The sequence below is a fragment of the Lentzea sp. NPDC102401 genome, assembly GCF_044765805.1.
Taxonomy (GTDB): domain Bacteria; phylum Actinomycetota; class Actinomycetes; order Mycobacteriales; family Pseudonocardiaceae; genus Lentzea; species Lentzea sokolovensis.
On record NZ_JBIWKS010000012.1, the window covers coordinates 185038 to 210618 of the forward strand.

Below are 25581 nucleotides of genomic sequence, written 5' to 3' on the forward strand. Positions count from 1 at the left end.
ATGACCAATTCGGATTCCCGAAAGGGACGGGTCGGTGTGGACAACCCTTTACTGCCAACGATCTTCGTTAGACGGAATGCTTTGCGTTAAACGGCCGTGCGCCCTATTTACGATTGATAGCGCTTTGCGCGCGCATGAGCACGCACGAGGTCATGGAAGCGGAACGCGTAGTCCCCGACCTCCGTCAGCAACGACTTCTCCACCAGGTCGTCCAGCGCGTCCTCGACGTCGCAGTCGGCCTCGCCCGCGATCGCCGCCGCCACCGGCACGCCGAACGCGTCCGGCTCCCACGCGCACAGCCGGTAGAGCCGCGCCTGCCGTTCCGGAAGCTCCACATAGGACCGATCGAGCAACGGCCCGAGCCGTCCGTCGTCGGCCAGCGGCTCGACACCGATCTCCTGCGCCTGCGGCAGGTTCAGCTTCGCACGACTCGTGACGAGCACCGTGCCCGAGGCGGGCAGCAGCGGCGTCACCTGCTCGGCGGAGTCCGCGTTGTCCAGCAACAGGGTGAACTGCCGCAGCGTGACGAGACTGCGGAAGACCGACGGCTCGTCACCCGGTTCGACGTCCAGCCCGAACGCCCGCAGCACCTGACTCAGGTCGTGCGCGGCCAGGTCGACGTAGAGCTGGTCACCGGATCCCCGCTCCCGCAACCACTTCAGCGCCAGCGCGGTCTTCCCCACCCCGCTCGCGCCGTGCAGCACCGTCACCCCGGCCCTGATGCCCGCCAGCTCCGCGTCCCTGCCGACGAAGTGCCGCGGCGGCGCGGGCGGCCTGAACCGCGGCGGTACGTCGTTCCTGCCCCTGATGACCCCTGTGGCTCTGACAGCCAGTACGTCACTCATCAACCCGTACCTCCCCGACACGTTGAAGTTACGGGCTTTCCTCGTCTTACATCAGACGGCCATAGAGTGATCGCACGTGAGCGCGGCCCCGTTCTTCGACGTCGAAGAACGAACCTGCCGCCCGTTGACGATGATCTTGCACGTGAGCTCGCCGTGCACGCCCTCCAGACGGATGACGACCCTCCCCTTGCGCTTGCCCATGCGCTCGAACGGCAGGTCGGGGTTGCGCAGGGTCCGTTCCTCCTCACCGGGAAACGTGTAGGTGAGCCGGTCGGTCGTGCCCGTCCCCTCGACCACCACGCGGATGTTGGGCGCTGCCGCACAGCCGGCGCTTCCGGCCAGCAGCAGGCCCACGAGTAAGGCAGCGGTCTTCATGTCCCGAACGGTAGGAAGCCCACGGGTGCTCCGGCATCAGCCTGAAGGCTCGAGAAGCATCAGCCATCAGAGTGACAACCGTGTAGGAGAAATGTAGAGCCGGTCGAGACGCTCGTGCGGCCAAGATCCCGGAAGCCGTGGGATCGCCGGCAATCGAGGGAGGAATCGGAAATGAACGTTCATCGGAAGCGCCGCGCGGCCGGTCTCGCCGCTGCCGCGCTCGGCGTGGTAGCACTGCTGGGGGCGGCCGGTCCGGCCGGCGCGGCGCCCGCCGCCGACACGACGGGGATCCAGATCGAGGCGGTCAGCAGCGACACGCCGGTCATGGTGTCGGACCTGACCGACATCGACGCCTCCGCCGTCTACTACTGCGCGGTCCGGGACAACACCTTCGGCTGTCAGTCGGGCTCGCCGGGCGACGGACTCGTGGTCGCCAGGCTCTACCACGACCCGAACTTCGGTGGCTCGGAAGTGGTGGTCTTCAACCCGGCCTACCAGGTCGGCTGCTCTTCGAGCACGACCGACAACGAGGGCGGAGCACCGCTCGGCGGCGCGGGCAACAACCTGATCAGCTCGGTGCGCACGTACAACTCGTGCGACGTCAAGCTGTTCGACGGGACCGGCGGGACCGGCACCGCCTCCGCGTGGCTGGACAACGCCGGGACCTTGGGAGCGTGGGACAACCGCGCAGGCTCCTTCAAGATCTCCTGATCGGACCGTGGGACGGCGTCTGCCCGGACGCCGTCCCACGGCACGTCACAGCGACAACCCCTGATGCTTCAGGCATTCCTCGACCCGCAACCGCTCGATCTCGCGGTCCATTCCTTCTGGCAGCAAATGCAACCGGTGCTCGACGCCCAACGCGGTGCAGGCCTGGACGAGCAGCGCGTCATAGGCCTGCCGGGCGCCGATCTTCTTGATCGCGGACGCCCCGGGCTCGAAGGAGGCCCGCACCCGGCGCACGCGACGAAGGTCGGCCGCGATTCGTTCTATCGGCCGATGTTCGGGCACCCGCCCAAGCTACCCCGACTGCAACGCCAGGAAGAGGTCCACGCGCGCCTCGAACTCCGCCAGGTCGGCGCCGAGCAGGTCCTCCACGCGTCCCACCCGATACCGCAACGTGTTCACGTGAACGTGCAACTTTCCTGCCGCCGCGGTCCACGAACCAGAGCAGTCGAGGAACACCTTCAACGTGCCCACGAGATCCGACCCGTGCTCGGCGTCGTAGTCCAGCACGGGGCCGAGAAGTCGTCGGCGCAACGACGCGCGCAACTCCTCCGGCACGCCCGCGAGCAGCAGTTGGTGCAGTGCGATCTCCTCGCCCGCCACCACGCACGTGCGGCCGCCACGGCGTTCTCCCAGCCGACGCGCGTGCGTGGCTTCCTCTGCGGCGCCGCGCAGACCGCGAGAGGTGACCGGTGAGCTGATGCCGACGAGCACGCGGGACGAGCCGAGGCCCGGTTCCATCACGCGCATCGCCTCGCGGACGTCGTCGGGCACCGAGTCGCCGGCCTTCGCCACCGCGTAGACCGTGTCGCCGACCGGTGTCACGAGTGCCTGGGGCAGTGCTTCCTCCAGCACCGCCGCCGCGAGTTCCGTTCGCTGGTCGGAGGTGACCGCGCTGATCACCCGCAGCTGGGCGCTCTCCAGCCCGGCGGCCGCCAGCCGTGACTCCAGGTCGGCCGATCCGCTCAGCACCGCGGACACCAGGGGCGCGGCCGTGCGGTTCTCGATCTGGCGGCCCTGGGCCTCGCGCAGTCGTTCCAGCCCCACGAGCGAGGCGAGTTCGGCGGCGGCCTCGGGTTGCACCGAGCCGCCCACGACGAGGATCCAGCTCGTGAGCCGGTTGCCGCCGCGTTCGGAGACGGGGACCAGGGTGACGCCCCTGACCGTCTTCGGGAGGCGGTCGGCCTGCAGGAACTCCTTCACCAGCGCGACCCGCTCGCGCAGTTCGCCGCCCGCGACGACGCGACCGGTCGTGGACAGGACCCAGCAGGACGCTCCGAGCTCGTGGCTGCCCGCCAGCAGGAGCGCGGGCAGGCCGGAGCCCTCCGCGACGACGTTCAGCAGGCGGCGGTGGCGGGAGAGGCCGACGAGTTCCATCGAGACGCGTTCGGTGATGGTCGCGAACGAGAGGTCGACCGGCACCTCCAGCAGCGGCACGTGGTGGCGGAGGCAGGCGTCGACGAGGTCGTCGGGCAGGGCGCGGTTCTCGGTCTCGGACGCGGCCAGGCCGGCGACGCGGGCCGAGGCGAGGGAGCGGACGAACGTCTCGGAGTCCTGCGGGCCGTGGTGCCAGAGCAGGCCGGACAGCACGAGTTCCCCGCCGGACAGGTACCGGCTGGGGTCGGGCAGCTCCGTTCCGTACACGCGGGTGACGGTGCGGTCGAGCTGGTCTTCACCGGTGTGCAGGCTCAGGCGCAGTTCCGGCATCTGCAGCAACGTCCGCAGGAGCAACATGAGAGGTCACTTTCGTCCATTCGTAGCCAGAAGGAGTGACATTTGTAGGAAAGCACAAATTCGTTACGTGTAGGAACCTCCTGATTCATGTGTCTCGCCGTAGAGGTGTGTACCTCTAGGTCTGTGTACTGGCTCACAACCAGATGGGAGGGCGAGTGACGATCTCCACGCATGTGCTGGACGCGGCGCGAGGCAGGCCGTTCGCCGGAATCGCCGTGTCGCTGCAGCGCCGCGACGGGACCGAGGTGGCCAGCGCCGAGACGAACACCGATGGCCGGATCACCGGATGGGGTGATGGTCTGGAGGCCGGGGTCTACCGGCTGGTGTTCGACACCGCGCAGGCGGCGCCGTTCTTCCCCGAGGTCGTGCTCACCTTCGACTACTCCGATCCGGCGCAGCACTACCACGTGCCGTTGCTGCTGTCGCCGTTCGCCTACTCCACCTACCGAGGTAGCTGACGATGGACTTCCTTCGACCGGAAACGCTTGCGGAGGCGTTGGAGCTCAAGGCGGAACGCCCTGACGCCGTGCCGATCGCCGGTGGCACGGACGTCATGGTGGAGATGAACTACGACCACCGCAGGCCCTCCGCACTCCTGGACCTGACCCGGATTCCCGAGCTCCAGCAGTGGTCCGACGGGCTGCGGGTCGGCGCGGGCGTGCCGTACGTGCGGATCATCGACGAACTGGGCGCGCAACTGCCGGGCCTGGCCATGGCCGCACGAACGGTCGGGTCGCCGCAGATCCGCAACCGCGGCACGGTCGGCGGCAACCTCGGCGCGGCCTCCCCCGCCGGGGACACGCACCCGGTGCTGCTGGCGTCCGACGCGGTCATCGAGGTGGCCTCCGTGCGCGGCACGCGGATGATCCCGGCCGCCGAGTTCTACCTGGGGGTCAAGCGGAACGCGCTGGAGCAGGACGAACTGATCGTGGCGGTTCACCTGACGCCTGCCAAGGGGCCACAACAGTTCTCGAAGGTCGGCACGCGCAACGCCATGGTGATCGCGGTGTGCTCGTTCGGGATCTCGTTGTTCCCCGACGAGAACCGGGTGGGCGCGGCGGTCGGGTCCGCCGCCCCGACACCGCGGCGGGCCGGCGAGGCCGAGCAGTTCCTGGCTTCGGCGCTGGACTTCCGCAACCCCAAGCCGTTGCTGGACACGGTGAAGCGCGAGTTCGGGGAGCTGGTCTCGCAGGCCGCGTCGCCGATCGACGACGTGCGCGGCTCGGCGGCCTACCGCAAGCACGCCCTGGCCGTGATGGCCCGCAGGACTCTTGGCTGGGCCTGGCAGGAACTTCTCGATGGGGAGCGATCATGCGCGTGAACGTGACGGTCAACGGCGAGCAGCGCCAGGCCGACGACGTGTGGGAAGGCGAGTCGCTGCTGTTCATGTTGCGCGAGCGGCTCGGACTGCCCGGTTCGAAGAACGCCTGCGAGCAGGGCGAATGCGGTTCGTGCACGGTGTACCTGGACAAGGTGCCGGTGTGTGCGTGCCTGGTCGCGGCAGGCCAGGCGCAGGACCGCGAGGTGACGACGGTCGAGGGGCTCGCGGACGGGGACGTGCTGGACCCCGTGCAGGAGGCGTTCGTCGAGGCGGGCGCGGTGCAGTGCGGGTTCTGCACGCCGGGCCTCGTGGTTCAGGCGCACGATCTGCTGGACCGCGTGCCGAACCCGTCGGACCCGGAGATCCGCGAGGCGCTGGCCGGAAACCTGTGCCGCTGCACGGGGTACGAGAAGATCCTGGACGCCGTGCGATTGGCGGCGTCGCGCCGATGATCGTCCTCGACCGCTGCGCGGTGTCCACTGTGGATGAGGCCGGGACCGAGCACCTGTCCGGGCACGTCGTGATCGACGGCGGACGCGTCAAGTCCGTCGGTTCGGGTGCGGCCTCCCGGCCCTCCGAGTCGCACACCTACGTCGACGCGTCGTCGTGCCTGGTGACGCCTGGGCTGATCAACACGCACCACCACCTCTACCAGTGGGCGACGCGCGGGCTCGCCACCGACGCCACGCTGTTCGAGTGGCTGACCACGCTGTACCCGGTGTGGCGCGGCCTCGACGACACCGTGACGCACGCGGCGGCGTCCGCCGGTCTGGCGCGGCTGGCGTTGACGGGCTGCACGCTGGCCGCCGACCACCACTACGTCTTCCCGTCCGGTGGCGGCGACGTCTTCGACGCGCTGGTGTCGGCGGGGCGGCGCGTCGGAATCCGCCTGGAGGCGATCCGCGGCTCGATGGACCGCGGCCAGTCGCACGGCGGGTTGCCACCGGACAACCTGGTCGAGGAGACCGAGGCCGCGCTGATCGCGACCGAGCGAGCGATCGGCGACTACCACTCCACCGCCGATGACGCGCTGGTGCGAGTGGCCGTGGGGCCGTGCTCGCCGTTCTCCGTGTCGCGCGACCTCATGACCGGGGCCGCGGCTCTGGCCCGCCGCCACGACGTCCGGCTGCACACGCACCTCGCCGAGACCCTGGACGAGGAAGAGCAGTGCCTGGCGGAGAACGGGTGCACGCCGACCGAGTACGCCGAGCAGCTCGGCTGGCTGGGTCCGGACGTGTGGCTCGCGCACACCGTGCACCTGAACGCCGACGCGGTGAAGCGGCTGGGAGCGACCCGGACCGGTTCCGCGCACTGCCCGACGTCCAACGGGCGGCTGGGCACGGGGATCGCGCCGGTGCGCGACCTGCTGGACGCTGGCGCGCCGGTCGGTCTCGGTGTCGACGGCGCCGCGTCCAACGAGGACGGTGGCCTGGTCGTCGAGCTGCGGTCGGCGCTCTACCAGGCCCGGCAGCGCGGCGGTCCGGGCGCGATGGACGCCCGCAGGGCGTTGTGGATGGGCACGATGGGCGGCGCGCAGGTGCTGGGCCGCGCGGACTCGCTGGGCTCGATCGAGCCGGGCAAGGTCGCGGACCTCGCCGTGTGGGACCTGTCCGGAATGAACTACGCGGGGATCGCGGACCCGGTGGCGGCACTCGTGCTCGGCACTCCCCCGCCGTTGAAACTGTTGATCGTCGGCGGTGAGGTCGTGGTGCGGGACGGTGTCCTGCTCACGGCGTCGACCGACGAACTGGCGCGTGACCTCACCGCGGCCAGCGCCAAGCTCCAGGAGGCAGCGCGATGACCCTCACTCCGGCCGAACTCACCTCCGCGGTCTCGGGTGGCATCGGGACGTCGCCGCAGCGCCCGGACGGCAACCTGAAGGTGCGCGGCGAGTTCGCCTACGCGTCCGACCTGTGGCACGAGGACATGATCTGGGGCGCGACGCTGCGTTCGCCGCACCCGTACGCCCGCATCACGTCGGTCGACATCACCGAGGCGTTGAAGGTGCCGGGCGTGTACGCGGTGCTGACGCACTCGGACGTACCCGGTCGCAACCTGTACGGGTTGGAGCACAAGGACCAGCCGGTGCTGGCCGTGGACGTCGTGCGCTACCAGGGCGAGCCGATCTCGCTCGTCGGCGCTGACCACCCCGAGACCGCGCTGCGGGCGATGAAGAAGATCGTCGTGACCTACGACGTGCTGGAACCCGTGGTGGACATGGAGACCGCGGCGCAGGACACCCCGTTGCACCCCGGCGGGAACCTGGTGCGGCACGTGCCGATCCGGCGCGGCTCGCAGGACGTCGAGGCCGATGTCGTGGTGACCGGGCGGTACGAGGTCGGGATGCAGGACCAGGCGTTCCTCGGGCCGGAGTCCGGGCTCGCGGTGCCGGCGACGGACGGTTCGGTCGACCTGTACATCGCGACGCAGTGGCTGCACGTCGACCGCGACCAGATCGCGGCCGCTCTGGGCCTGCCGCAGGAACAGGTGCGGCTGACGCTGTCCGGTGTCGGCGGTGCTTTCGGTGGCCGTGAGGACCTGTCGATGCAGGTGCACGCGTGCCTGCTGGCCCTGCACACCGGCAAGCCCGTGAAGATGGTCTACAACCGCGAAGAGTCGTTCTACGGGCACGTGCACCGGCACCCGGCCGTGCTGTACTACGAGCACGGCGCCGACCACACCGGCAAGCTCGTCTACGTCCGCACTCGCATGTACCTGGACGGCGGCGCGTACGCGTCTTCGACGCCCGCTGTCGTGGCCAACGCGGCCACGCTGGGTGTTGGGCCGTACGAGGTCGACAACGTCACGATCGACGCCTACGGCCTCTACACGAACAACCCGCCGTGCGGAGCGATGCGCGGATTCGGTGCTGTGCAGGCAGGTTTCGCCTACGAGTCCCAAATGGACAAGCTGGCAGAGGCGCTGGGCATGTCCCCGGTCGACATCCGGATCCGCAACGCGATGACCGAGGGTTCCGTGATGCCGACGGGCCAGGTGGTCGACTCGGCCGCGCCCGTCGCCCAGTTGCTGAAGCTCGTGCAGGACAAGCCGCTGCCCGCGGGGAGTTTGACGGACATCCGTGAACTGCCCGGTGGCGTCTCGAACACCACGCACGGCGAGGGCGTCATCCGCGGTGTCGGCTACGCGGTCGGCATCAAGAACATCTGCTTCTCCGAGGGCTACGACGACTACTCCACGGCGCGCGTCCGGGTGTCGATGGTCAACGGCTCATTGGCCGCCGCCGTGCACACCGCCGCCTGCGAGGTCGGCCAGGGCCTGGTGACGATCATGCAGCAGATCGTGCGGACCGAGCTCGGCATCGAGCTCGTCACCGTGCTGCCGATGGACACCACGATCGGCAACGGCGGCTCGACCTCGGCCTCGCGCCAGACGTACGTCACCGGCGGCGCGGTGAAGGCCGCCTGCGCTCTGGTCCGGTCGCGTTTGGACGGTCGCACGGACATCGGCGACGAGGTGATCGACGAGACCACCGAGTGGCGCCACCGCGCCACCGAGGCTCTCGATCCCGTTACCGGACAAGGCAACGCGCACGTCCAGTACGGCTTCGCCGCCCACCGCGCCGTGGTCGACGTGGACGTCGATCTCGGCCTGGTGCGCGTCGTCTCGCTGGACTGCGCGCAGGACGTCGGCAAGGCGCTGAACCCGCAGGCCGTGGTCGGCCAGATCCAGGGCGGCTCCGCCCAGGGCCTCGGCCTCGCGGTGATGGAGGAGATCCAGACCTCCGGCGGCAAGGTGCGCAACCCGTCCTTCACCGACTACCTCATCCCCACCGTGCTCGACATGCCGCCGATGAGCATCGACGTGCTCGAGCTCGCCGATCCCCACGCCCCCTACGGAATTCGTGGCGTCGGCGAACCGCCCACCATCTCGTCGACCCCGGCGATCGTGGCGGCGATCCGCGCGGCGACCGGCCTGGCGCTCACCCGCGTCCCGGTCCGCCCGGAACACCTCACCGGTACATGACCTTCTGGAGTTTCCTGCTGTGAACGCACATCTGCTCGCCACCATCGACCTGGCCACCCGCAACGTGGCCTCCGGCGGCGGCCCGTTCGGCGCGATGATCGTCCGTGACGGCGAGGTGATCGCCACCGGCGTGAACCAGGTGACGCCGACCCTCGACCCGACCGCGCACGCCGAGGTGGTCGCGATCCGCGCGGCCTGTCAGGCGCTCGGCGACTTCCGTCTGACCGGCTGCACGCTGATCTCCTCGTGCGAGCCGTGTCCCCTTTGCCTGTCCGCCGCGCTCTGGGCGCGCGTGGACAAGGTGATCTACGCCGCCGACCGCGATGACGCGGCGGCGGCGGGATTCGACGACCGGGAGTTCTACGAACTCTTCAGCAAGTCCCGTTCTGAGTGGGATTTGCCGGTGCACCAGATCTCCACTGGCGAGGACAACGCCCCGTTTACCGCGTGGACGTCTCTCGCAACTCGAATCGATTACTAGTCACCTCTCCAGGGCCACAAGCCTGTCCAGCTGACCGGAGCTTGCATCGCACAAACGCGTTCCAGCGTTGGAACGCGCCCACCGGCATGGGAAAGGCCGTCCACCAATGACCCAGTTACGGAGCCGACCGACGACTTCGTCGCTCGACCAGTTCTTCCGCATCACCGAACGCGGCAGCACGTTCGGACGTGAAGTGCGCGGCGGTATCACGACTTTCGTCGCGATGTCGTACATCGTGCTGCTGAACCCGTTGATCCTCGGGGCGTCCGCGGACATCACCGGTGCCAAGCTCACCATCGCCGAGATCACCACCGCGACCGCGCTGGCGGCCGGAGTGATGACCGTCCTCATGGGACTCGTCGGCAACGCGCCGCTGGCGATAGCCGCCGGTCTCGGCGTGAACGGCGTGGTCGCCTTCCAGATGGCGCCGACGATGACCTGGGCGCAGGCCTTCGGTCTGGTGGTGCTGGAAGGCATCTGCATCGTGATCATGGCCGCCTCCGGCGTCCGGGAGCGGATCATCAACGCGATCCCGGAGCCGTTGAAGATCGCGATCACCGTGGGCATCGGTCTCTACATCGCCCTGGTGGGACTGGTCTCCGCCGGTTTCGTGACCCGCACGCCCGACGCCGCGCACTCGACGGTGCCGGTGCGGATGGGCGTCGACGGCCACCTGAGCGGCTGGCCGATCGTGATCTTCTGCCTGGGTCTGCTGCTGATGATCGTGCTGCTGGCGCGGGGCGTGCCCGGTGCCGTGCTGATCAGCATCGTGGTGGCCACGGTCGTCGCCATCGTCGTGAACTCCGTGTTCCACGTGCAGGGCTGGGGCCTCGTGTCGCCCACGCTGCCGGACTCGGTGGTCAGCTCGCCGGACTTCGGGTTGTTCGGGCGGGTGGACCTGTTCGGCGGCTTCGTGTCCGCAGGCGTGATCGCGGCGACGATCTTCCTGTTCACGCTGGTGCTGTCCGGCTTCTTCGACGCCATGGGCACGATCACCTCGGTCTCCGACGAGGCTGGTCTCACCAAGGACGGCAAGGTCGAGGGCATGGGCAGGATCCTGATGGTCGACGGCGCCGGCGCGATCGCCGGTGGCGTCACGGGGTCCGCCCCGAACACCGTGTTCCTGGAGTCGGCCGCGGGCGTTGGCGAAGGCGCCCGAACCGGCCTGGCCTCGGTGGTGACCGGCGGACTGTTCCTGGTGGCACTGCTCTTCACGCCGCTGGCGACGGTCGTGCCCGCGCAGGCGGCAGCTCCGGCACTGGTGGTGATCGGCGGCCTGATGATGACCCAGATCCGTCGAATCCCCTGGCAGGAAACGGACTACACGATTCCGGTCTTCCTGACCATCGCCGTCATCCCGTTCACCTACTCCATCACCAACGGCATCGGCGCGGGCCTCGTGTCCTACGTCGTGCTGCGCGTCTGCAAGGGCCGCTGGCCCGGCTGGCTGATGACCGGTCTGGCGCTGATGTTCGCCGTGTACTTCGGCGTGGATCTGATCAGCGGCAGGTAACTCGAAGGCTCGGCCGGGCGGCCACCCGGCCGAGCCCTTCTCCTGACCTGGAGGGCTCGATGCGTGATCTGGCGCCGACTTTGCTGTCGTGGGACCGGTTCGCGGTCGCCTCGGTGGTGGCCGTGCGCGGCAGTGCGCCCCGCCCGGTCGGCGCCGCGATGGCCGTCGGCCCTGCCGGCGAGGTGATCGGCAGCGTGTCCGGCGGCTGCGTGGAGGCGGAGGTCCACGACCTGGCGTGCCAGGTGCTGGAGACCTCCGAACCGGCTTTCGCCACGTTCGGCTACTCCGATGACACGGCGTTCGCGGCCGGCCTCACCTGCGGCGGATCGCTGGACGTGCTGGTGCAGCGCGACAACCCTTCGTTGCGCGCGGCACTTCAGGCCTCTGTCGACGGACACCCCGTGTCGGTGCGGTTCGAGGCCGAGGGGCGGACGTTCACCGAGTCGTGGATGCCACCACCGCGCCTGCTGGTGTTCGGCGCCATCGACCACGCCGCCGCCGTGGCCGAGATAGGGCGTTTCCTCGGCTATCACGTGACGGTGTGCGACGCACGACCCGTGTTCGCCACTCCCGCACGTTTCCCCGCAGCACACTCGGTCGTCGTCGACTGGCCGCACCGCTACCTCGCGTCCACCCACACCGACGACTCCACCGCCGTCGTGGTGCTGACCCACGACCCGAAGTTCGACATCCCGGTGCTCGTGGAGGCGCTGGCCAGACCGCTGGCGTTCGTCGGCGCGCTGGGCTCCCGCCGCACGCACGCGGAACGGCTGGAGAAGTTGCGGGAAGCGGGAGTCGGCGAGGCGTCGCTGGCGCGGCTCCGTTCCCCCGTCGGCCTCGACCTCGGCGGCCGCAGCCCGGCGGAGACCGCGGTGTCGATCGCGGCCGAACTCGTCGCCGTGCGGCACGGCGGCACCGGGCTCCCGTTGACGGCGCTGTCCACCCCCATCCACCGAAACCTGGAGAGTCATGGCACTGATCTTCCTCAACGGCGGCGGCATGCGGGGCGGCCCTCTGCACTCGCAACTGCAGGGCACGCCGATGGTGTGCCAGGCGCGCAGTGCGGCCAAGTACCGCTACTTCTCGGTGCGGGGGAAGTTCCCCGCGATGCACGAGTCGGGCTCGGCCTCGGTCGTGGGTGAGCTCTACGACCTGCCGCTGAAGATCCTGCGCGACCACCTGGTCCCGGCCGAACCCGCCGAACTGGAGATCGGCGTCATCGAACTGGAGGACGGCAGCGCGGCCCTGGCGACCGTGCTGCGCGACGAGATGGTCGATTCACTGCTCCGAACGGGTGACATCCAGGACATCTCGTATCTCGGCGACTGGCGGGAGTTCCTTCATCGCGAGGGGTGAGGGAGTGGCACGGGGGGTGCCACTGGGCAAGGGGGAGTTGCCGCACGCGGCGGGACCAACCGAAGTGGTCCCGCCGCGGGGGATCTCTCCTCAACGCCCGCTCCCCTTCAGCAGTCCGCGTTCGTACGCCACCGCCACAGCCGCCGCCCGGTCCGAAACCCCGAGCTTCGCGTAGACGTGCAGCAGGTGGGTCTTCACCGTCGCCTCGCTGATGAACAGCGCCGCCGCCACCGCCCGGTTCGTGGATCCCTTGGCCACCAACGCCAGCACGTCGATCTCCCGCGTGGACAGCGGTTCCAGCGCGGGCTCCCGCACCTGCCCGAGCAGCCTCGTCGCCACCGCGGGGGACAGCACGGCCTCGCCCGCGTGCGCGGCACGGATCGCGCGTTGCAGTTCGTCGCGCGGGGTGTCCTTCAGCAGGTAGCCGGTGGCACCCGCCTTGATGGCCGGCAGGACGTCGCGGTCCGTGTCGTAGGTGGTGAGGACCAGGACTCGGCACGGGTGGGTGCGCAGGCGTTCGATCGCGGACAGGCCGTCCGAGCCCGGCATGCGCAGGTCCATCAGGACGACGTCCGGCGACATCGCCGTCACCACGGCGACCGCCTCGTCGCCAGAGGCCGCCTCGCCGACCACCTCGAAGTCCGGTGCGGCGGACAGCATTCCGCGCAGCCCGTCGCGGACGACCGGATGGTCGTCCACGATGACCAGGCGGATCACGCCGGCACCCGTGCCGAGATCGCCGTTCCCGCGCCCGGTTCGGACTCCACGAACAGCGCGCCGGACAGGCGGTGCACGCGGTGACGCATCGCGGGCAGGCCGAAGCCGTCCGAGGGGCGCGCGAGGTCGAAGCCCACGCCGTCGTCACGCACGTCCAGGGTCACCACGTCCTCCATGTACGACAGGGTCAGGCCCACGCGGGACGCCGAGGCGTGCTTCGCCACGTTCGCCAGGGCTTCCTGGGCGGTGCGCAGCAAGGCGACCTCCACCTCCGGGTGCATTTCGCGCACGGCTCCGGTCAGCGTCACCGAGACCGGTACGCCGTTGTGCTTCGACCAGCCCGACGCCACGTCGTCCAGCGCCTCGTGCAGCGCCGCCGAGTCCAGGGCGGGCGGTTGCAGGGCGTGCACCGAGCGGCGGGCCTCGGCCAGGTTCGAGCGCGCGAGTTCGGCGGCCACCGCCACGCGGCGTTCCCAGTCGGACTCGGTCGCCGCGGACAGCTGCGTGATGATGCCGGCCAGGCCCTGGGCCAGGGTGTCGTGGATCTCGCCGGCCATGCGGTGGCGTTCGTCCTGCACGCCTGCCTCGTGCGCCTGCACCAGCAACTGGGCGTGCAGGCCCTCGTTCTCCTCCAGGAGTTCCTTGCGCAGCCGGGACTGTTCGGTCGTCACGTGGCCGACGTACGTGAAGGTGCACGCCAGCACCACGAAGACGAGCAGCAGCAACCAGAAGGCGGCCTCTTCACCCGCCGACGGGTAGCCACCGAACAACGACAACGCCGCCAGGACCGCTGTCAGCGCCACCACGACGAACATCCAGCGACCGCGAAGAACCTCGCTCGCGTAGACGTACACCGCGTACGACACCGCACCGAACCAGTGCTCCTGCATTCCCAGCACCGCGTAGAACACGACCATGCCACCGACGAACACGGCCATGAGCCCTGAACGGTTGCGCCACCCGGGATGCAGCGTGAACCACCACGCCATCCACACGAAGCAGGACGCCACGACGCCGTAGGTGAACCAGCGCTCCTGCGCCGGCTGCGTGGTGAAGATCGCGTACAGAATCGTCGTGATGGTCAGCACGAAGTACGGGATCACTCGGGCGATCCCGGCGAGTCTGCGCTCCCACGTGTCCAACGCGGCCATGTCCACGAACTACTCCCAGCGGAACGTCCTGGCCGCGACCGTACCTGCCACGAGGCTCACCAGCCCCATGATCGCGAGATGCCTCCAGTCCGGCGCGGTACCCAGCCACGCCTGCTGCAACGCCTCCACACCGGGAGGCGCGTACGACCCGATCGCCTGGATCACCGAGGGCAGCATGAACCGCGGCAGGTACACGCCGCCGAAGAACATCAGCAGCATGAACACCACCGTCGCCCAGCCACCGGCCGATCGCGCGTTCGGGGCCAAGGCGGCGATCACCAGGCCCAGCGCGAACGTGCCCGCGCCTCCCAGCACCACGGCACACGCCAGGCCGAGTGGATGGTGAGGCAGGTCGACGCCGAAAACGACGTACCCCACAAGCATAAGCAGAAGCACCGACAAGATCACCGCGACGAAGTTGACCACCATCTGGCCTGCCAGCAGCCGCGCCGGGTGCATGGGCGTGGTGGACAGCCGGCGCAGCACACCCTTCTCGCGATACGTGGCCACGACCGCGGGCAACCGTTGCAGGCCGATGAACACCAACGTGAACACGACGAGCGCGGACATGTAGCTGTCGATGAACCGCTGGCCGCCGAAATTCGCGTCCGGTGTGCGCAACGCCGGTATGGCGCCCAGCACGAGCAACAACAGGCTGGGGAACAGGATCGCGAACAGCGAGTTCAGCCGATCGCGCAGGAACAACCGCGACTCGATCTCAATGATCTTCAACATCACGACCCCCGGTGAGTTCGACGTAGGCGTCGTCCAGCGAGACCTGGTCGACGCGGAGCTGGCGCGCCACGATCTGCCGCCGCGCCAGCAGGGAGGTCACCGCGTGCAGCAGGTTCTCCGACCCGCTGACCACGAGTTGCTCCCCTGCCGACGACACGGCGGTGACCTCCGGCAGCTCCTCCAGCAACGCCACGTCCAGGGCGGCGGACGGCACGAACCGCACGCGGGTGGCACCGTCCACACGCGACACCAGCGCGGAGGGCGTGTCCAGGGCCACGATCCGCCCGTCGCGAAACACCGCGACCCGGTCGCAGAGCCGTTCGGCCTCCTCCATGAAGTGCGTGACCAGCAGGATCGTCACGCCCGCTGCCCGCACCTCCTCGATCACCGACCAGGTGTCCCGCCGCGCCTGCGGATCGAGCCCCGTCGTCAGCTCGTCGAGGATCGCCACCCGAGGCGAGCCGATCAACGCCAGCGCGATCGACAGCCGCTGCTTCAACCCGCCCGACAGCCGCCCGAACTCCACCCCCAGGTGCCCGGTCAGCCCCAGCCGCTCGGACCAGTCCGCCGGCGCCGGGTAGAACGACGAGAACAGCGACAACGCCTCGCTGACCCGCATCCGCTCCGGCAGCTCCGAGTCCTGCAGCTGCACCCCGATCGACGCGCGAACGTCCGCGGGCCGCTGCCCCAGCACCGCCACAGTCCCCCGGTCCGGCGTCCGCAGCCCGGCCACGCACTCGACCGTCGTCGTCTTGCCCGCCCCGTTCGGGCCCAGCACGCCGAAGATCTCCCCCTCGGCCACCTCGAACGACACGGAGTCCACCGCCACGCGGGGCCCGTACCTCTTCCCGAGGTCGCTCACTTCGATGATCGCCATGCCACCAGCGTCGGAGAACGGCGCTCGAAGATCATCGAACGACGAGCGCGACCTGGATCAACCGATCGGTTGATGCCGTCAGTCAGTCTCGAGAACGGCGGCACGCAGAGCAGCGGCCAGGCGCGCCACCGGCTCCGGCAACGGTCCGGGCAGCCGTGCGAGCAGGACCCGGCGTTGTTCGGCAGGCCCGCCCCTCACCGGCAGAATGCGCACCCCGGCGGGGACGACCTCGCTCAGCGACGTGGGAATCGTCGTGATGCCGAGCCCCGCCGCGACCAGTTGCAGCTTGGCCAGCCAGTCCCGCGCGGTGTGCGCGACGACCGGCCGTTCGTCCAGCCCTGGCCACACCCCCATCACCCACGGATCGCCGGGCCCGGCGATCCAGCGCTGGCCTCGCAGGTCTTCGACGTCGATGAAGTCGTTGCGCGCCAAGGGATGCATGGACGGAACGGCCACGCGCAGGCTGCGTTCGACGAGGGTGTCGGTCTCCAGCGCGGGAATCTCGTCGTCCGGAGCGCGGAACGGCGGCGCCGACGAGATCAGGGCGATGTCCACCGTGCCCGCACGCAGCGCGCGCACCAACGCCGGTGTGCTCCCCTCACGCGTGACGACCGTGATCGACGGATGCGTGCGCCCCAACGCCGTCAGCGCCTGAGGGAGCAGCCACGCCCCGGCCGTCGCGAACCAGCCAAGCCTGACGGTGCTCACGTCCTCAGGCAGTCCCGCGAGCTCTCGCGCACCCGCATCGACCTGATCGACCACCACGGCCGCGCGCCGCAACACGAGCCGTCCAGCCGCGGTGAGCCGCACGCCGTCATGCCGCCGCTCCAGCAACGGGACACCGGCCGACCGTTCCAAAGCGGCGATCTGCCGGGACACGGCGGACTGCGTGTACCCCAGGGCCGTGGCCGCCGCGGTCAGCGAGCCACGCTCGGCCACCTCGCGGAACACCCGCAGCGCCACCAGTGAGGCATCAGCCAGAGACATGACGTTTACGCATACCCCTCTTGACATAATCTCGCTACCCGCATGGCTGAATCGAGCCTAGCGTCGAAGACGTGATCACAACAGGATTCGGGTTCAGCAGCACCGCCGCCGAGGTCGCCGAGGGCGTCGACCTGACAGGGAAGCGCGTGATCGTGACCGGCGCGTCCTCCGGCATCGGCGTCGAGACCGCGCGAGCGCTGGCCGGCAGAGGTGCCGAGGTCACCCTCGCCGTCCGCAACACCGACGCGGGTGAGAAGACCGCTCGGGACATCGGCGGCGACATCCGCGTCGCGAAGCTGGACCTGACCGATCTCGCCTCCGTCGACGCGTTCGTCCGCGGCTGGGACGGCCCGGTGCACGTCCTGGTGGCCAACGCCGGTGTGATGGCCGTCCCCGAGCAGTACACCGGCCAGGGCTGGGAATGGCAGTTCGCCACCAACCACCTGGGCCACTTCGCGCTGGCCACCGGCCTGCACCCGGCGCTCAAAGCGGCCGGCGAGGCGCGCATCGTCGTCGTCAGCTCCACCGGCCACATGCTCTCGCCGGTCGTCTTCGACGACGTCAACTACGCGTTCCGCACCTACGACCCGTGGACCGCCTACGGCCAGAGCAAGACCGCCAACGTCCTGTTCGCGGTCGAGGCGACCCGGCGCTGGGCCGGGGACGGCATCACCGCGAACGCCCTCATGCCCGGCGCCATCTTCACGAACCTGTCGGCCCACCTCGGTATCAGGGAGAGCGACGTCGACCTCAGCACGATCAAGACGCCGCAGCAGGGCGCGGCGACATCGGTCCTGCTGGCCACCTCACCGCTGCTGAAGGGCATCGGCGGCCGCTACTTCGACGACTGCGACGAGGCTCAGACCGTCGACGGCCGCGGCGAGGCCCCGCCCCTGCACGGCGTCGCCCGCTACGCCCTCGACCCGGACAACGCCGCCCGGCTGTGGACGTACTCCGAAACCCTCCTCGCGAAGGCCTGAGGCATGACGATCGCACTGATCACCGGCGCCACCCAGGGCCTCGGCCTGGCGCTGGCCGAGGGGCTCGCCCACCGTCTGGAGCCCACCGACACCGTCTACCTCACCGGCAGGGACGTCGAGAAGATCACCTCCGCGGTGCAGTCCACACCTGGTGGTGGCGCGAAGGTCCGTGGCGAACTCCTGGACGTCGCGGACCCCGGTTCCGCCGCGAAACTCGCCGCCCAGATCCACGACAGGCACGGCGGGATCGACGTCGTCTTCGGCAACGCCGTCATGCGCGTCGGCCCCGACGACGACCCGCGCGAGATCATCGACGCCTACACGGAGGTCAACAACTTCGGCACGACCAGGCTCCTGAAGGCGTTCGCGCCGTTGCTCGACGACAACGGCAGCCTGATCGTGGTCGCCAGCTCGCTCGGCACCCTGCACCACCTCGCACCGGTGCTGCACGGGCACTTCACCAGACCGTCCTCTTTGGACGAGCTGGACGCGCAGGTCGCCCGCTGGCGCGACGCGGTGAGAGACGGCCGCACAAAAGCAGGCGCCTGGCCGGGGTTCGTGAACATCCCGTCGAAGATCGGCCAGGTCGCCGCCGTCCGCGTCCTCGCGCGCGAACGCCGCGAAACCGACCTCGCCCGAGGCGTCCTGATCGCCGCGGTGTGCCCAGGAATGATCAACACGCCGACATCGGCGCTGTGGTGGGACGTCAGCACCGCGCCCACGCCGGCCGAGGCCGCGACGGCGTTGCTGGACCTCGCTCTCAACCCGCTCAAGCCGGAGCACTACGGCGAACTCGTCCGCCACGGCGAGGTCGTGCCGTTCAGCTGATGGGCTTGTCCAGCCCGTGCACCACCTGGTCGAGCAGCGTCCGGATGACGGACTCGTTGTGCTCGTTGCGACCCGGCGTGATCATCCGGGACGTCGCCTCGACCATCGCGTGCACGAGCATCGCCCGCAGCGCCGCGCGCTCCACCCCTGCCGCCCTGAAGACCCCGACCAGCGGCGCCAGCAACCGTTCGTGCTCGGCCCTGATCTGCTCGCGCGACGAGTCCGGCAACGTGTGCGCGGACAGGGCCACCACCGCCCCGTGGCTGCCGTCGGTGATGATCGCGAGCTCGGTGCGCAGGTACGCCTCGATCTTCTCCGGCACGGACGAGGCGTTGTTGACCGCGTCCTCCAGCTTGTCCGCCCACTCCGGCAGCGCGTCCGTCACGATCGCGGCGACCAGTTCCTCACGCGAGCGGAAGTACTCGTAGAGACTCGGCCGCGACAGCCCGACGCGTCTGGCGAGCGACGCGAGCGTCAGCGCCTCCGCTCCCTCGGTCGCCACGATGTCCCGCCCGGCGTCCAGCAGGGCGCGCAACCGGTTGGCGCGATGCTCCGCGACGGTGTCTGCGCTGATCCTCGGCACATCGGGATCGTATCGCGCTTGATTTCCCGACGGGGAGTTGGAATAGTTCCCGACAGAGCGTCGGGATCACGGAGGCCAGCATGTTCATCGCGACCAACCGGATGTTCGTCAACCCGGACATGTCCGAGGAGTTCGAGCGGTACTTCCGCGGCAACATGCGCACCCACCTGCCCGGAGTCCCCGGCCTGCTGCGCAGCACGCTGCTCAAGCCGACGCAGGACGACCAGCCGTACGTCTCGGTCAACGAGTTCGAGTCGGAGGACGCCTTCCGCGCGTGGGTCGCCTCCGAAGCATTCCGCAAGGCGCACAAGGGCCACCGCACGATCGCACGCCTCGTCACGGGCAACGAGCCGGAGCGGTTCACGCACGCGGAGGACATGGTTCTGCCCCGACAGCGCACCGAGTAGGAACGGCGCGCGCCAAGCTCACAGCTCTGTCAGCAGCTTCTTCATCCGGTTGATCTCGTCGGACTGCGTGGCCACCACGTCGTCCGCCATCTCCTCGACCTGGACGTTGGCGCCGGCCCCGCGCACGTCCGTCGCCATCTTGATCGCACCCTCGTGGTGCTTGATCATCAGCTCCAGGAACATCCGGTCGAAGTCCTTGCCGCGCGCAGCCCCCAGCGCGTTCAGCTGGTCCTGCGTGGCCATGCCCGGCATCAGGCCGTGGTCACCGTGCGTGCCGATGGCGTTGAACGTGCGCTGCCACTGCTTCATGGCGCCGATCTCGGGCTCCTGGCTGTACCGGATGCGGTCTGCCAGGCCCTTCACCGTCTCGTTCTGCGCGCGCTCGGGGGCGAACCTGGTCATGGCGAGCGCCTGCTCGTGGTGGGCGATCATCATCGACACGTACTCACGGTCGGCGTCGTTCGGCGGCGCCTGGATCACGCCGCTCACGTCCGAAGGCGCCACAGTCGACGCCGAGCCGCCGGGCGTGTCCGGTGCGATGACCGGCGCCGCCTCGGGCTCGGACGTGCACCCTGCCAAGGCCAGTACCAGCGCGATCACCGCGACCCCAGAACACATGAACGGGACAATACCCTCCGAAAGATGCTGGCCCTTAGCAAGGCGAAAGGGTCATACTCCCCCTCACCAACCCGTACCGAGGGGGTACAGCTGTGAGTTCACGCGAAACGGCCCGGCGGCGTAGAACGCCTTTCGCGATTCTGGGGGCTCTCACGCTGACGCTGTCAACGTTGACGGCGCCCGCGTTCGCCGAGCCCGATCTTCCCGCCGACGGCAAGGGGCTGAGCGAGGCCCAGCTCGAGTCGCGGGCCGACGGTGCCACCGGCCTTCCCGGCGTCGACGAGATCAGTCGTAGCCGCAACATGGTCCTGGTCTCCCACCTGGACAAGCAGGCTCCGCTCGACTCGACCCAGACCGACATCGCGTTCCAGGACAACTACGCGTTCGTCGGCAACTACAACGGCTTCACCATCTACGACGTCCGCAACCCGCGGGCGCCGAAGATCACGAGCTCGGTCCTCTGCCCCGGTTCGCAGAACGACATCTCGGTGTACGGGAACCTGCTGTTCCTGTCGACCGACTCGTCGCGCAGTGACAACTCGTGCAACAGCGTGGCGCAGCCTGCGACGATCAAGGAGTCGTGGGAGGGCATCAAGGTCTTCGACATCAGCGACAAGAAGGCCCCGAAGTACGTCGCGGCCGTCGAGACCGACTGCGGTTCGCACACCCACACGCTGGTGCCGGGCAAGAACAAGAAGGACGTGTACCTCTACGTCTCTTCCTACTCGCCCAACGCCACGTTCCCGGACTGCCAGCCGCCGCACGACAAGATCTCGATCGTCAAGGTTCCCGTGAAGAACCCGGCTTCGGCCTCGCTGCTGAAGGCACCGGTGCTCTTCCCGGACGGCGGCAACGCCGGTACCCCCGGCACCATCGAGACCGGCTACACCTCGGCCACCACCGGCTGCCACGACATCACCGTCTACCCGCAGCTCGACCTCGCGGCCGGCGCGTGCATGGGTGACGGCGTCCTCTGGGACATCTCCAACAGGGAGAACCTGGTGGAGATCAACCGCGTCCAGGACGACAAGCACTTCGCGTTCTGGCACTCGGCGACCTTCAACAACAGCGGCACCAAGGTCGTCTTCACCGACGAGCTCGGCGGCGGCGGCGCGGCGACGTGCAACGAGAAGATCGGCCCGAACCGCGGCGCCAACGGCATCTACGACATCGTGGGCAAGGGCAAGGACCGCAAGCTGGTCTTCAAGTCCTACTACAAGATCCCGCGCATGCAGGGCGACTCGGAGAACTGCGTCGCGCACAACGGTTCGCTGATCCCGGTGCCCGGCAAGGACATCATGGTGCAGTCCTGGTACCAGGGCGGCGTCTCGGTGTGGGACTTCACGAACTCGGCCAAGCCGCGTGAGATCGGCTTCTTCGAGCGCGGCCCGATGCCGAACCTCCAGGGCGGCGGCACCTGGTCGACCTACTGGTACAACGGCTACATCTACTCCTCCGAGATGGGCCGCGGCTTCGACGTCATCGACATGCGCGACCCGCGCACGTTCGTGGCGAAGCTGTTCCGCACGGACGAGCTGAACGTGCAGACCCAGGGGAACTTCTACCGCGGGTAGACGCTTCCCTCTCAGATCAGCGCGGCTGCCGGCGTTCGGCAGCCGCGCTGACTGCTGTCAGGACCAAGGTCACCGCCACACCACCGAAAACGGCCCAGACCGGTGAGCCGACGTCCATCGCCCACGCGGCGACGACGGCGGTGAGCCCGTAGCCCGCGCCGGTCACCGCGTACATCATCGAGAACCCCGCGGCGTGCGCGCCGACCGGAAGCCGTTCGCGCAACGCGAGACTGCGCGTCACCAGCACACCGGACTGGAACAGCCCGGCCGCGAGCAACGCGCCCGTGATGCCCGGCAGGTTCGGGAACAACGCCAGCGCGCCGACGCACGTCGCGGTGAGGACGAGCAGCACCAAACCCTGGGTGCGGAACGTTCCCGGCCACGGCCGCAACCCGTACAGCACCGCACCGAGCGCGCTGCACGCCGCGAAACCCATGAGCAGCGGTCCGATCCAGCCGATCCCGATCCCCCGGTGCTCCAGCAACGCGGGCAGCACGAGTTCCGCGACCGCCAGCTGTGCCAGCGCCGCCGCACTCACGAGGTAGATCGGCCAGGCCGACGCCACGACACGAGGTTTCGCCGTGCCGGAACGGGACGTCACGTGCCCGCGCGGCAGGATGAACACCAGCCAGGCCGCCACGACGACCAGCGACACCGACACCACCACGGGCGCGCGGTGGTCGACGCTCAGCGCCAGCACGGTGACCAGCGCGGGCGCCACCGCCCACACCACCTGCGTGATCATGGCGTCGAAGCCCATCGCCTTGGGCACCAACGAGTCCGGCACCAGCCCGAGCAGCATCGCCCGCAGTCCGCCCGGCGTCGTCGACGGCCCGGCGCCCGCGACGAACGCCGCGATCGCCAGCACCGTCACGTTCTGCGTCAGCGCCAGCGTCGTGAACGCGCCCGCGCCGACGACCAGCCCGATCGACAGCTGCCCGCGCATCCGCGACGGGTCGAGGAAGAGCCCGAGCAGCGCGGCGCCGAGGATCTCGCCGAGCACGTAGACGGCGACCAGTGACGCGGCCAGCACGTACCCGCCGGGCAGTCCCCTGGTCAGGAACACCATCATCAGCGGCGTCATGGACATCGGCAGCTTCGCGGCGACCGTCACGACGGCGCATGCCAGCACGTCCCGGTTCGCGAGGTCGCGGTACCCGGCAGCGGAGATCGTCATCTAGTCGCCCAGCTCCTGGAACAACGTCAGCTGCAGCCCGGCGGGCGCGGCCAGCCGGGCGTTGAGCGAGTTCCACGGCGTGCGCGTCGGTTCCGCGATCACCTCGGCACCGGCGGCTTCCAGCGCACGGGTGGCCGCGGCGGAGTCGTCGACCTCGAAGGCCACCCGGACGTGCCCGGCGACGCGCTTGCCGACCTCGACCTCGTCGATGTACTCGGCGTGCGGCGGATCGGTGATCTCCAGCGTGGCCCTGCCGGCCTCCAGGATCGTGACCCGCCCGCCGTCGGACGTGAACGCCGCCCGTTGCTCGAGGCCGAGCACGTCGCGGTAGAAACGCAGGGCCTCTTCGTAGTCGTCAGCGGTGACGACCAGGCGGAGTTCACGGACACCGGTCATGGCGACGATCATCGCACCACCGGTGTCAGAAGGACGAGAAGACGCGAAAGTGCCTCACACCGCCACGTGCTGATCGGCCGGCTGCACCAGCCGCGTCGCGACGCAGAGGACCAGCGCGATCCCCGCCGTGACGTGGATCGGCGCCGGTCCGAACGTCGCTGCCAGCACCGCGAGCGAGCCCAGCGGCAGCAGGTACTTGCGGATCCCCGTCTGGTCGTGACAGTCCTGCACGTACCAGACGCACAGGAAGAACACGGCCAGCGGCACCGTCGTGAACGCGGCGACCGTCGTGCCCGGCGCGTGCGAGAGGTGCAGGTCGTAGTCGACGCTGGCGGCGAGACCGGCACCGAGGGCGGCGATGGAGCCGAGGATGAAGAAGTGCGCGTAGCCCCACAGGAACGCCTTCTTCAGGTTGTGCAGGTGGGACGGCGCCTCGAAGTAGATCCACCACACCGAGAACACGATGGTCAGCGAGGCCACGGCGAGCGAGATGAGGTTGACGCCGCTGTCGAAGCCCTTCTGGAACGCGAGCGTGGCGGCCAGGATCGACTCACCGAGCACGATCAGTGTGAAGAGGCCGTGCCGTTCCGCGATGTGGTGCGGGTGCCAGGTCGTGGCGGTCGTCCGCTCGGCCCAGGCCGGGATCAGCAGCTCGGCGAGCATGCCGAGCACCCAGAGCCCGACCGCGAGGCTCGGCGGAACGAAGAGCCACAGCACCCACAGCACCTGCATGACCGCGATGCCGCCCGCGTACCGGTGCGCGCACGCCCTGTGCGCCGGGTTGTCCCGCGCGGCACGCATCCAGTGCGCGACCATCGCGAGCCGGATGACGATGTAGCCGCCGACGACGATCCGGTAGTCCTGGTGCTCGAAGACGGCGGGGATGCCCGCCGCGACCACGAGCACGCCGGCGATCTGGACCATCGTGATGATCCGGTAGAGCGTGTCGTCGTTGTCGAACGCGCTGGCGAACCAGGTGAAGTTCAGCCACGGCAGCCACAGCGCGAAGAACGCCATGCAGAACGCCAGCAGGCCCGCGCCCACGTGGTTCTCCGACACCGCGTGGTGCAACGAGGCGGCGGCCTGGGCGACCGCCACCACGAAGCTGAGGTCGAACAGCAGCTCCAACGGCGTCGCGACCCGGTGGGTCTCCGCCGTGTCGCGCGCGAGGAGCTTCTTGATCATCCCGGCACCACCATGATTCGTGATTCGCTGAGGTCGAGCGCGACCCGCGTGCCGGGCTGGTAGGCGGAGGCGGTGTTGGAGGGCTGGTCGATGCGCAGCACCTGCTCCCCCACCCTGACCGAGATCCGCGTGACCGGCCCGAGGAACGACTGGGTCAGCACGTCGCCCACGATCTTGCCATTGGAGTCGCCGTCGTGCGCGGAGACGCCGATGTCCTCGGGACGCACGATCACTCGCACGTCGCTTCCGGACGGCTGGTCGTGCGACGCGGCCACCGTGACACCGTTCACCACGACGGTCTGGCCCTCCGCCTTGGCCTCGACGCTGTTCGTCACGCCGACGAACTGCGCCACGAACGCCGTCGCCGGCTCCCGGTAGACGACCGACGGGGTGTCGAGCTGCTCCAGCCTGCCGTGCGACATGACGCCCACGCGGTCGGAGACGGCGAGCGCCTCCTCCTGGTCGTGCGTGACGAACAGCGTCGTCATGCCGAGCTCCGTCTGGATGCGACGGATCTCGTCCCGCAGGTTCACGCGGACCTTGGCGTCCAACGCGGACAGCGGCTCGTCCAGCAGCAGCACGCGCGGCTGGATCGCCAACGCGCGCGCCAGTGCGACGCGCTGCTGCTGACCGCCCGACATCTGGTGCGGGTAGCGGCCGCCGAGGTGCGAGAGGCCGACCAGTTCGAGCAGTTCGCCGGCCTTCTTGGCGTCCGCCTTGCGCATCTTCAGACCGAACGCGACGTTCTGCGCCGCGGTCATGTTCGGGAAGAGGCTGTACGCCTGGAAGACCATGCCCATGTCCCGCTTGTTGGCCGGGACCTTCGTGATGTCCTTGCCGCCCACGGTGACCGTGCCGGAGTCGGACGTCTCGAAGCCCGCGACGATGCGCAGCGCCGTCGTCTTGCCGCAGCCCGACGGACCGAGCAACGAGACGAGCTCGCCCTCGGCCAGTTCGAGGTCGAGACCGTCCAAAGCCGCGTTCCCACCGAAGGACTTGCGCAGCCCTTTGAGTTCCAAGTGACCCATGTG

Annotated in this window: 29 protein-coding genes; 14 read left to right on the forward strand and 15 right to left on the reverse strand. The window is 69.2% G+C overall.

Annotation, left to right across the window (positions count from 1 at the left end):
- Nucleotides 1-107 precede the first annotated feature (107 nt).
- Both ACIRG5_RS35280 and ACIRG5_RS35285 read right to left on the reverse strand, forming a co-directional pair.
- Nucleotides 108-845 (reverse strand): hypothetical protein, encoded by a 738-nt coding sequence (locus ACIRG5_RS35280; RefSeq protein WP_402913031.1) that lies wholly within the window; start codon nucleotides 843-845, stop codon nucleotides 108-110.
- 51 nt (nucleotides 846-896) lie between these two features.
- On the reverse strand, nucleotides 897-1220 hold the full coding sequence (locus tag ACIRG5_RS35285; RefSeq protein WP_402913033.1) for a hypothetical protein: 324 nt from the start codon (nucleotides 1218-1220) through the stop codon (nucleotides 897-899).
- Between the two features lie 171 nt (nucleotides 1221-1391).
- Here ACIRG5_RS35285 and ACIRG5_RS35290 point away from each other — a divergent pair, with 171 nt between their 5' ends.
- Nucleotides 1392-1931 (forward strand): hypothetical protein, encoded by a 540-nt coding sequence (locus tag ACIRG5_RS35290; protein WP_402913036.1) that lies wholly within the window; start codon nucleotides 1392-1394, stop codon nucleotides 1929-1931.
- Between the two features lie 45 nt (nucleotides 1932-1976).
- Here ACIRG5_RS35290 and ACIRG5_RS35295 read toward each other — a convergent pair whose 3' ends face one another.
- Nucleotides 1977-2231, reverse strand: a complete 255-nt coding sequence (locus ACIRG5_RS35295; RefSeq protein WP_402913038.1) for a hypothetical protein — start codon at nucleotides 2229-2231, stop codon at nucleotides 1977-1979.
- Between the two features lie 9 nt (nucleotides 2232-2240).
- Nucleotides 2241-3680, reverse strand: a complete 1440-nt coding sequence (locus ACIRG5_RS35300) for a PucR family transcriptional regulator (protein ID WP_319979087.1) — start codon at nucleotides 3678-3680, stop codon at nucleotides 2241-2243.
- A 143-nt stretch (nucleotides 3681-3823) separates the two neighbouring features.
- Between ACIRG5_RS35300 and uraH the strand changes: the two genes are divergently transcribed.
- The 9 genes from uraH (at nucleotide 3824) to ACIRG5_RS35345 (ending at nucleotide 12335) form a co-directional block, all read left to right on the forward strand.
- The gene (gene uraH, locus ACIRG5_RS35305; RefSeq protein ID WP_402913041.1) at nucleotides 3824-4138 is read left to right on the forward strand and encodes a hydroxyisourate hydrolase; all 315 of its coding nucleotides are present in this window, start codon (nucleotides 3824-3826) and stop codon (nucleotides 4136-4138) included.
- A 2-nt stretch (nucleotides 4139-4140) separates the two neighbouring features.
- Nucleotides 4141-5001 (forward strand): FAD binding domain-containing protein, encoded by an 861-nt coding sequence (locus ACIRG5_RS35310; protein ID WP_402913043.1) that lies wholly within the window; start codon nucleotides 4141-4143, stop codon nucleotides 4999-5001.
- Nucleotides 4992-5453: a (2Fe-2S)-binding protein gene (locus tag ACIRG5_RS35315; protein WP_093601091.1), complete on the forward strand. Its 462-nt coding sequence runs from the start codon at nucleotides 4992-4994 to the stop codon at nucleotides 5451-5453. Before ACIRG5_RS35310 ends, ACIRG5_RS35315 begins: the two co-directional genes overlap by 10 nt.
- Entirely contained in the window at nucleotides 5450-6802 is a 1353-nt protein-coding gene (locus ACIRG5_RS35320; RefSeq protein WP_402913047.1) for an 8-oxoguanine deaminase, read from the forward strand. The genes ACIRG5_RS35315 and ACIRG5_RS35320 overlap by 4 nt, the downstream gene beginning before the upstream one ends.
- Nucleotides 6799-8985: a molybdopterin cofactor-binding domain-containing protein gene (locus ACIRG5_RS35325; protein ID WP_402913049.1), complete on the forward strand. Its 2187-nt coding sequence runs from the start codon at nucleotides 6799-6801 to the stop codon at nucleotides 8983-8985. Before ACIRG5_RS35320 ends, ACIRG5_RS35325 begins: the two co-directional genes overlap by 4 nt.
- Before the next feature lie 19 nt (nucleotides 8986-9004).
- Nucleotides 9005-9466 (forward strand): nucleoside deaminase, encoded by a 462-nt coding sequence (locus ACIRG5_RS35330; protein ID WP_402913051.1) that lies wholly within the window; start codon nucleotides 9005-9007, stop codon nucleotides 9464-9466.
- Nucleotides 9467-9572: 106 nt separating this feature from the next.
- Nucleotides 9573-10979 (forward strand): NCS2 family permease, encoded by a 1407-nt coding sequence (locus ACIRG5_RS35335; protein WP_402913053.1) that lies wholly within the window; start codon nucleotides 9573-9575, stop codon nucleotides 10977-10979.
- 59 nt (nucleotides 10980-11038) lie between these two features.
- Nucleotides 11039-12121, forward strand: a complete 1083-nt coding sequence (locus tag ACIRG5_RS35340) for an XdhC family protein (protein ID WP_402913056.1) — start codon at nucleotides 11039-11041, stop codon at nucleotides 12119-12121.
- Nucleotides 12006-12335 (forward strand): gamma-glutamylcyclotransferase, encoded by a 330-nt coding sequence (locus tag ACIRG5_RS35345; protein ID WP_402913341.1) that lies wholly within the window; start codon nucleotides 12006-12008, stop codon nucleotides 12333-12335. The genes ACIRG5_RS35340 and ACIRG5_RS35345 overlap by 116 nt, the downstream gene beginning before the upstream one ends.
- A 90-nt stretch (nucleotides 12336-12425) precedes the next feature.
- Here ACIRG5_RS35345 and ACIRG5_RS35350 read toward each other — a convergent pair whose 3' ends face one another.
- From ACIRG5_RS35350 to ACIRG5_RS35370, 5 genes are all read right to left on the reverse strand, one after another.
- Nucleotides 12426-13052 (reverse strand): response regulator, encoded by a 627-nt coding sequence (locus tag ACIRG5_RS35350; RefSeq protein WP_402913058.1) that lies wholly within the window; start codon nucleotides 13050-13052, stop codon nucleotides 12426-12428.
- Nucleotides 13049-14203 carry a sensor histidine kinase gene (locus ACIRG5_RS35355; protein ID WP_402913343.1) on the reverse strand — a complete coding sequence of 385 codons (1155 nt, stop codon included), beginning with the start codon at nucleotides 14201-14203 and terminating at the stop codon, nucleotides 13049-13051. The genes ACIRG5_RS35350 and ACIRG5_RS35355 overlap by 4 nt, the downstream gene beginning before the upstream one ends.
- A 9-nt stretch (nucleotides 14204-14212) precedes the next feature.
- Complete coding sequence (locus ACIRG5_RS35360) at nucleotides 14213-14938, reverse strand: ABC transporter permease (protein ID WP_402913061.1); 726 nt, start codon at nucleotides 14936-14938, stop codon at nucleotides 14213-14215.
- Nucleotides 14922-15815, reverse strand: a complete 894-nt coding sequence (locus tag ACIRG5_RS35365; protein WP_402913063.1) for an ABC transporter ATP-binding protein — start codon at nucleotides 15813-15815, stop codon at nucleotides 14922-14924. Before ACIRG5_RS35365 ends, ACIRG5_RS35360 begins: the two co-directional genes overlap by 17 nt.
- Before the next feature lie 78 nt (nucleotides 15816-15893).
- Nucleotides 15894-16802 (reverse strand): LysR family transcriptional regulator, encoded by a 909-nt coding sequence (locus ACIRG5_RS35370; protein ID WP_402913065.1) that lies wholly within the window; start codon nucleotides 16800-16802, stop codon nucleotides 15894-15896.
- 71 nt (nucleotides 16803-16873) lie between these two features.
- On the opposite strand from ACIRG5_RS35370, the gene ACIRG5_RS35375 reads away from it, so the two are divergent.
- Together ACIRG5_RS35375 and ACIRG5_RS35380 are read left to right on the forward strand one after the other, a co-directional pair.
- Nucleotides 16874-17782, forward strand: coding sequence for an SDR family NAD(P)-dependent oxidoreductase (locus ACIRG5_RS35375; RefSeq protein ID WP_402913067.1), 909 nt, complete (start codon nucleotides 16874-16876; stop codon nucleotides 17780-17782).
- 3 nt (nucleotides 17783-17785) lie between these two features.
- Nucleotides 17786-18610 (forward strand): SDR family NAD(P)-dependent oxidoreductase, encoded by an 825-nt coding sequence (locus tag ACIRG5_RS35380; RefSeq protein ID WP_402913069.1) that lies wholly within the window; start codon nucleotides 17786-17788, stop codon nucleotides 18608-18610.
- Here ACIRG5_RS35380 and ACIRG5_RS35385 read toward each other — a convergent pair.
- Nucleotides 18603-19193 carry a TetR/AcrR family transcriptional regulator gene (locus ACIRG5_RS35385; RefSeq protein ID WP_402913071.1) on the reverse strand — a complete coding sequence of 197 codons (591 nt, stop codon included), beginning with the start codon at nucleotides 19191-19193 and terminating at the stop codon, nucleotides 18603-18605. The two genes, ACIRG5_RS35380 and ACIRG5_RS35385, sit on opposite strands and share 8 nt — an antisense overlap.
- A gap of 80 nt (nucleotides 19194-19273) precedes the next feature.
- Here ACIRG5_RS35385 and ACIRG5_RS35390 point away from each other — a divergent pair, with 80 nt between their 5' ends.
- The gene (locus tag ACIRG5_RS35390) at nucleotides 19274-19600 is read left to right on the forward strand and encodes an antibiotic biosynthesis monooxygenase family protein (RefSeq protein WP_402913074.1); all 327 of its coding nucleotides are present in this window, start codon (nucleotides 19274-19276) and stop codon (nucleotides 19598-19600) included.
- Between the two features lie 18 nt (nucleotides 19601-19618).
- Here the strand turns inward: ACIRG5_RS35390 and ACIRG5_RS35395 are convergent, their stop codons facing one another.
- Nucleotides 19619-20218 (reverse strand): DUF305 domain-containing protein, encoded by a 600-nt coding sequence (locus tag ACIRG5_RS35395; protein WP_402913076.1) that lies wholly within the window; start codon nucleotides 20216-20218, stop codon nucleotides 19619-19621.
- A gap of 170 nt (nucleotides 20219-20388) precedes the next feature.
- Between ACIRG5_RS35395 and ACIRG5_RS35400 the strand changes: the two genes are divergently transcribed.
- Entirely contained in the window at nucleotides 20389-21792 is a 1404-nt protein-coding gene (locus tag ACIRG5_RS35400; protein ID WP_402913079.1) for an LVIVD repeat-containing protein, read from the forward strand.
- Between the two features lie 16 nt (nucleotides 21793-21808).
- Here the strand turns inward: ACIRG5_RS35400 and ACIRG5_RS35405 are convergent, their stop codons facing one another.
- From ACIRG5_RS35405 to ACIRG5_RS35420, 4 genes are read right to left on the reverse strand one after another with little or no spacing between them, the layout of a single operon-like run.
- On the reverse strand, nucleotides 21809-22969 hold the full coding sequence (locus ACIRG5_RS35405; protein ID WP_402913082.1) for an MFS transporter: 1161 nt from the start codon (nucleotides 22967-22969) through the stop codon (nucleotides 21809-21811).
- Nucleotides 22970-23365 carry a VOC family protein gene (locus ACIRG5_RS35410; protein ID WP_402913084.1) on the reverse strand — a complete coding sequence of 132 codons (396 nt, stop codon included), beginning with the start codon at nucleotides 23363-23365 and terminating at the stop codon, nucleotides 22970-22972. It abuts the gene before it with no gap.
- Between the two features lie 54 nt (nucleotides 23366-23419).
- Nucleotides 23420-24550: a low temperature requirement protein A gene (locus tag ACIRG5_RS35415; RefSeq protein WP_402913086.1), complete on the reverse strand. Its 1131-nt coding sequence runs from the start codon at nucleotides 24548-24550 to the stop codon at nucleotides 23420-23422.
- Complete coding sequence (locus tag ACIRG5_RS35420; protein ID WP_402913088.1) at nucleotides 24547-25578, reverse strand: ABC transporter ATP-binding protein; 1032 nt, start codon at nucleotides 25576-25578, stop codon at nucleotides 24547-24549. The genes ACIRG5_RS35415 and ACIRG5_RS35420 overlap by 4 nt, the downstream gene beginning before the upstream one ends.
- Nucleotides 25579-25581: the final 3 nt, after the last annotated feature.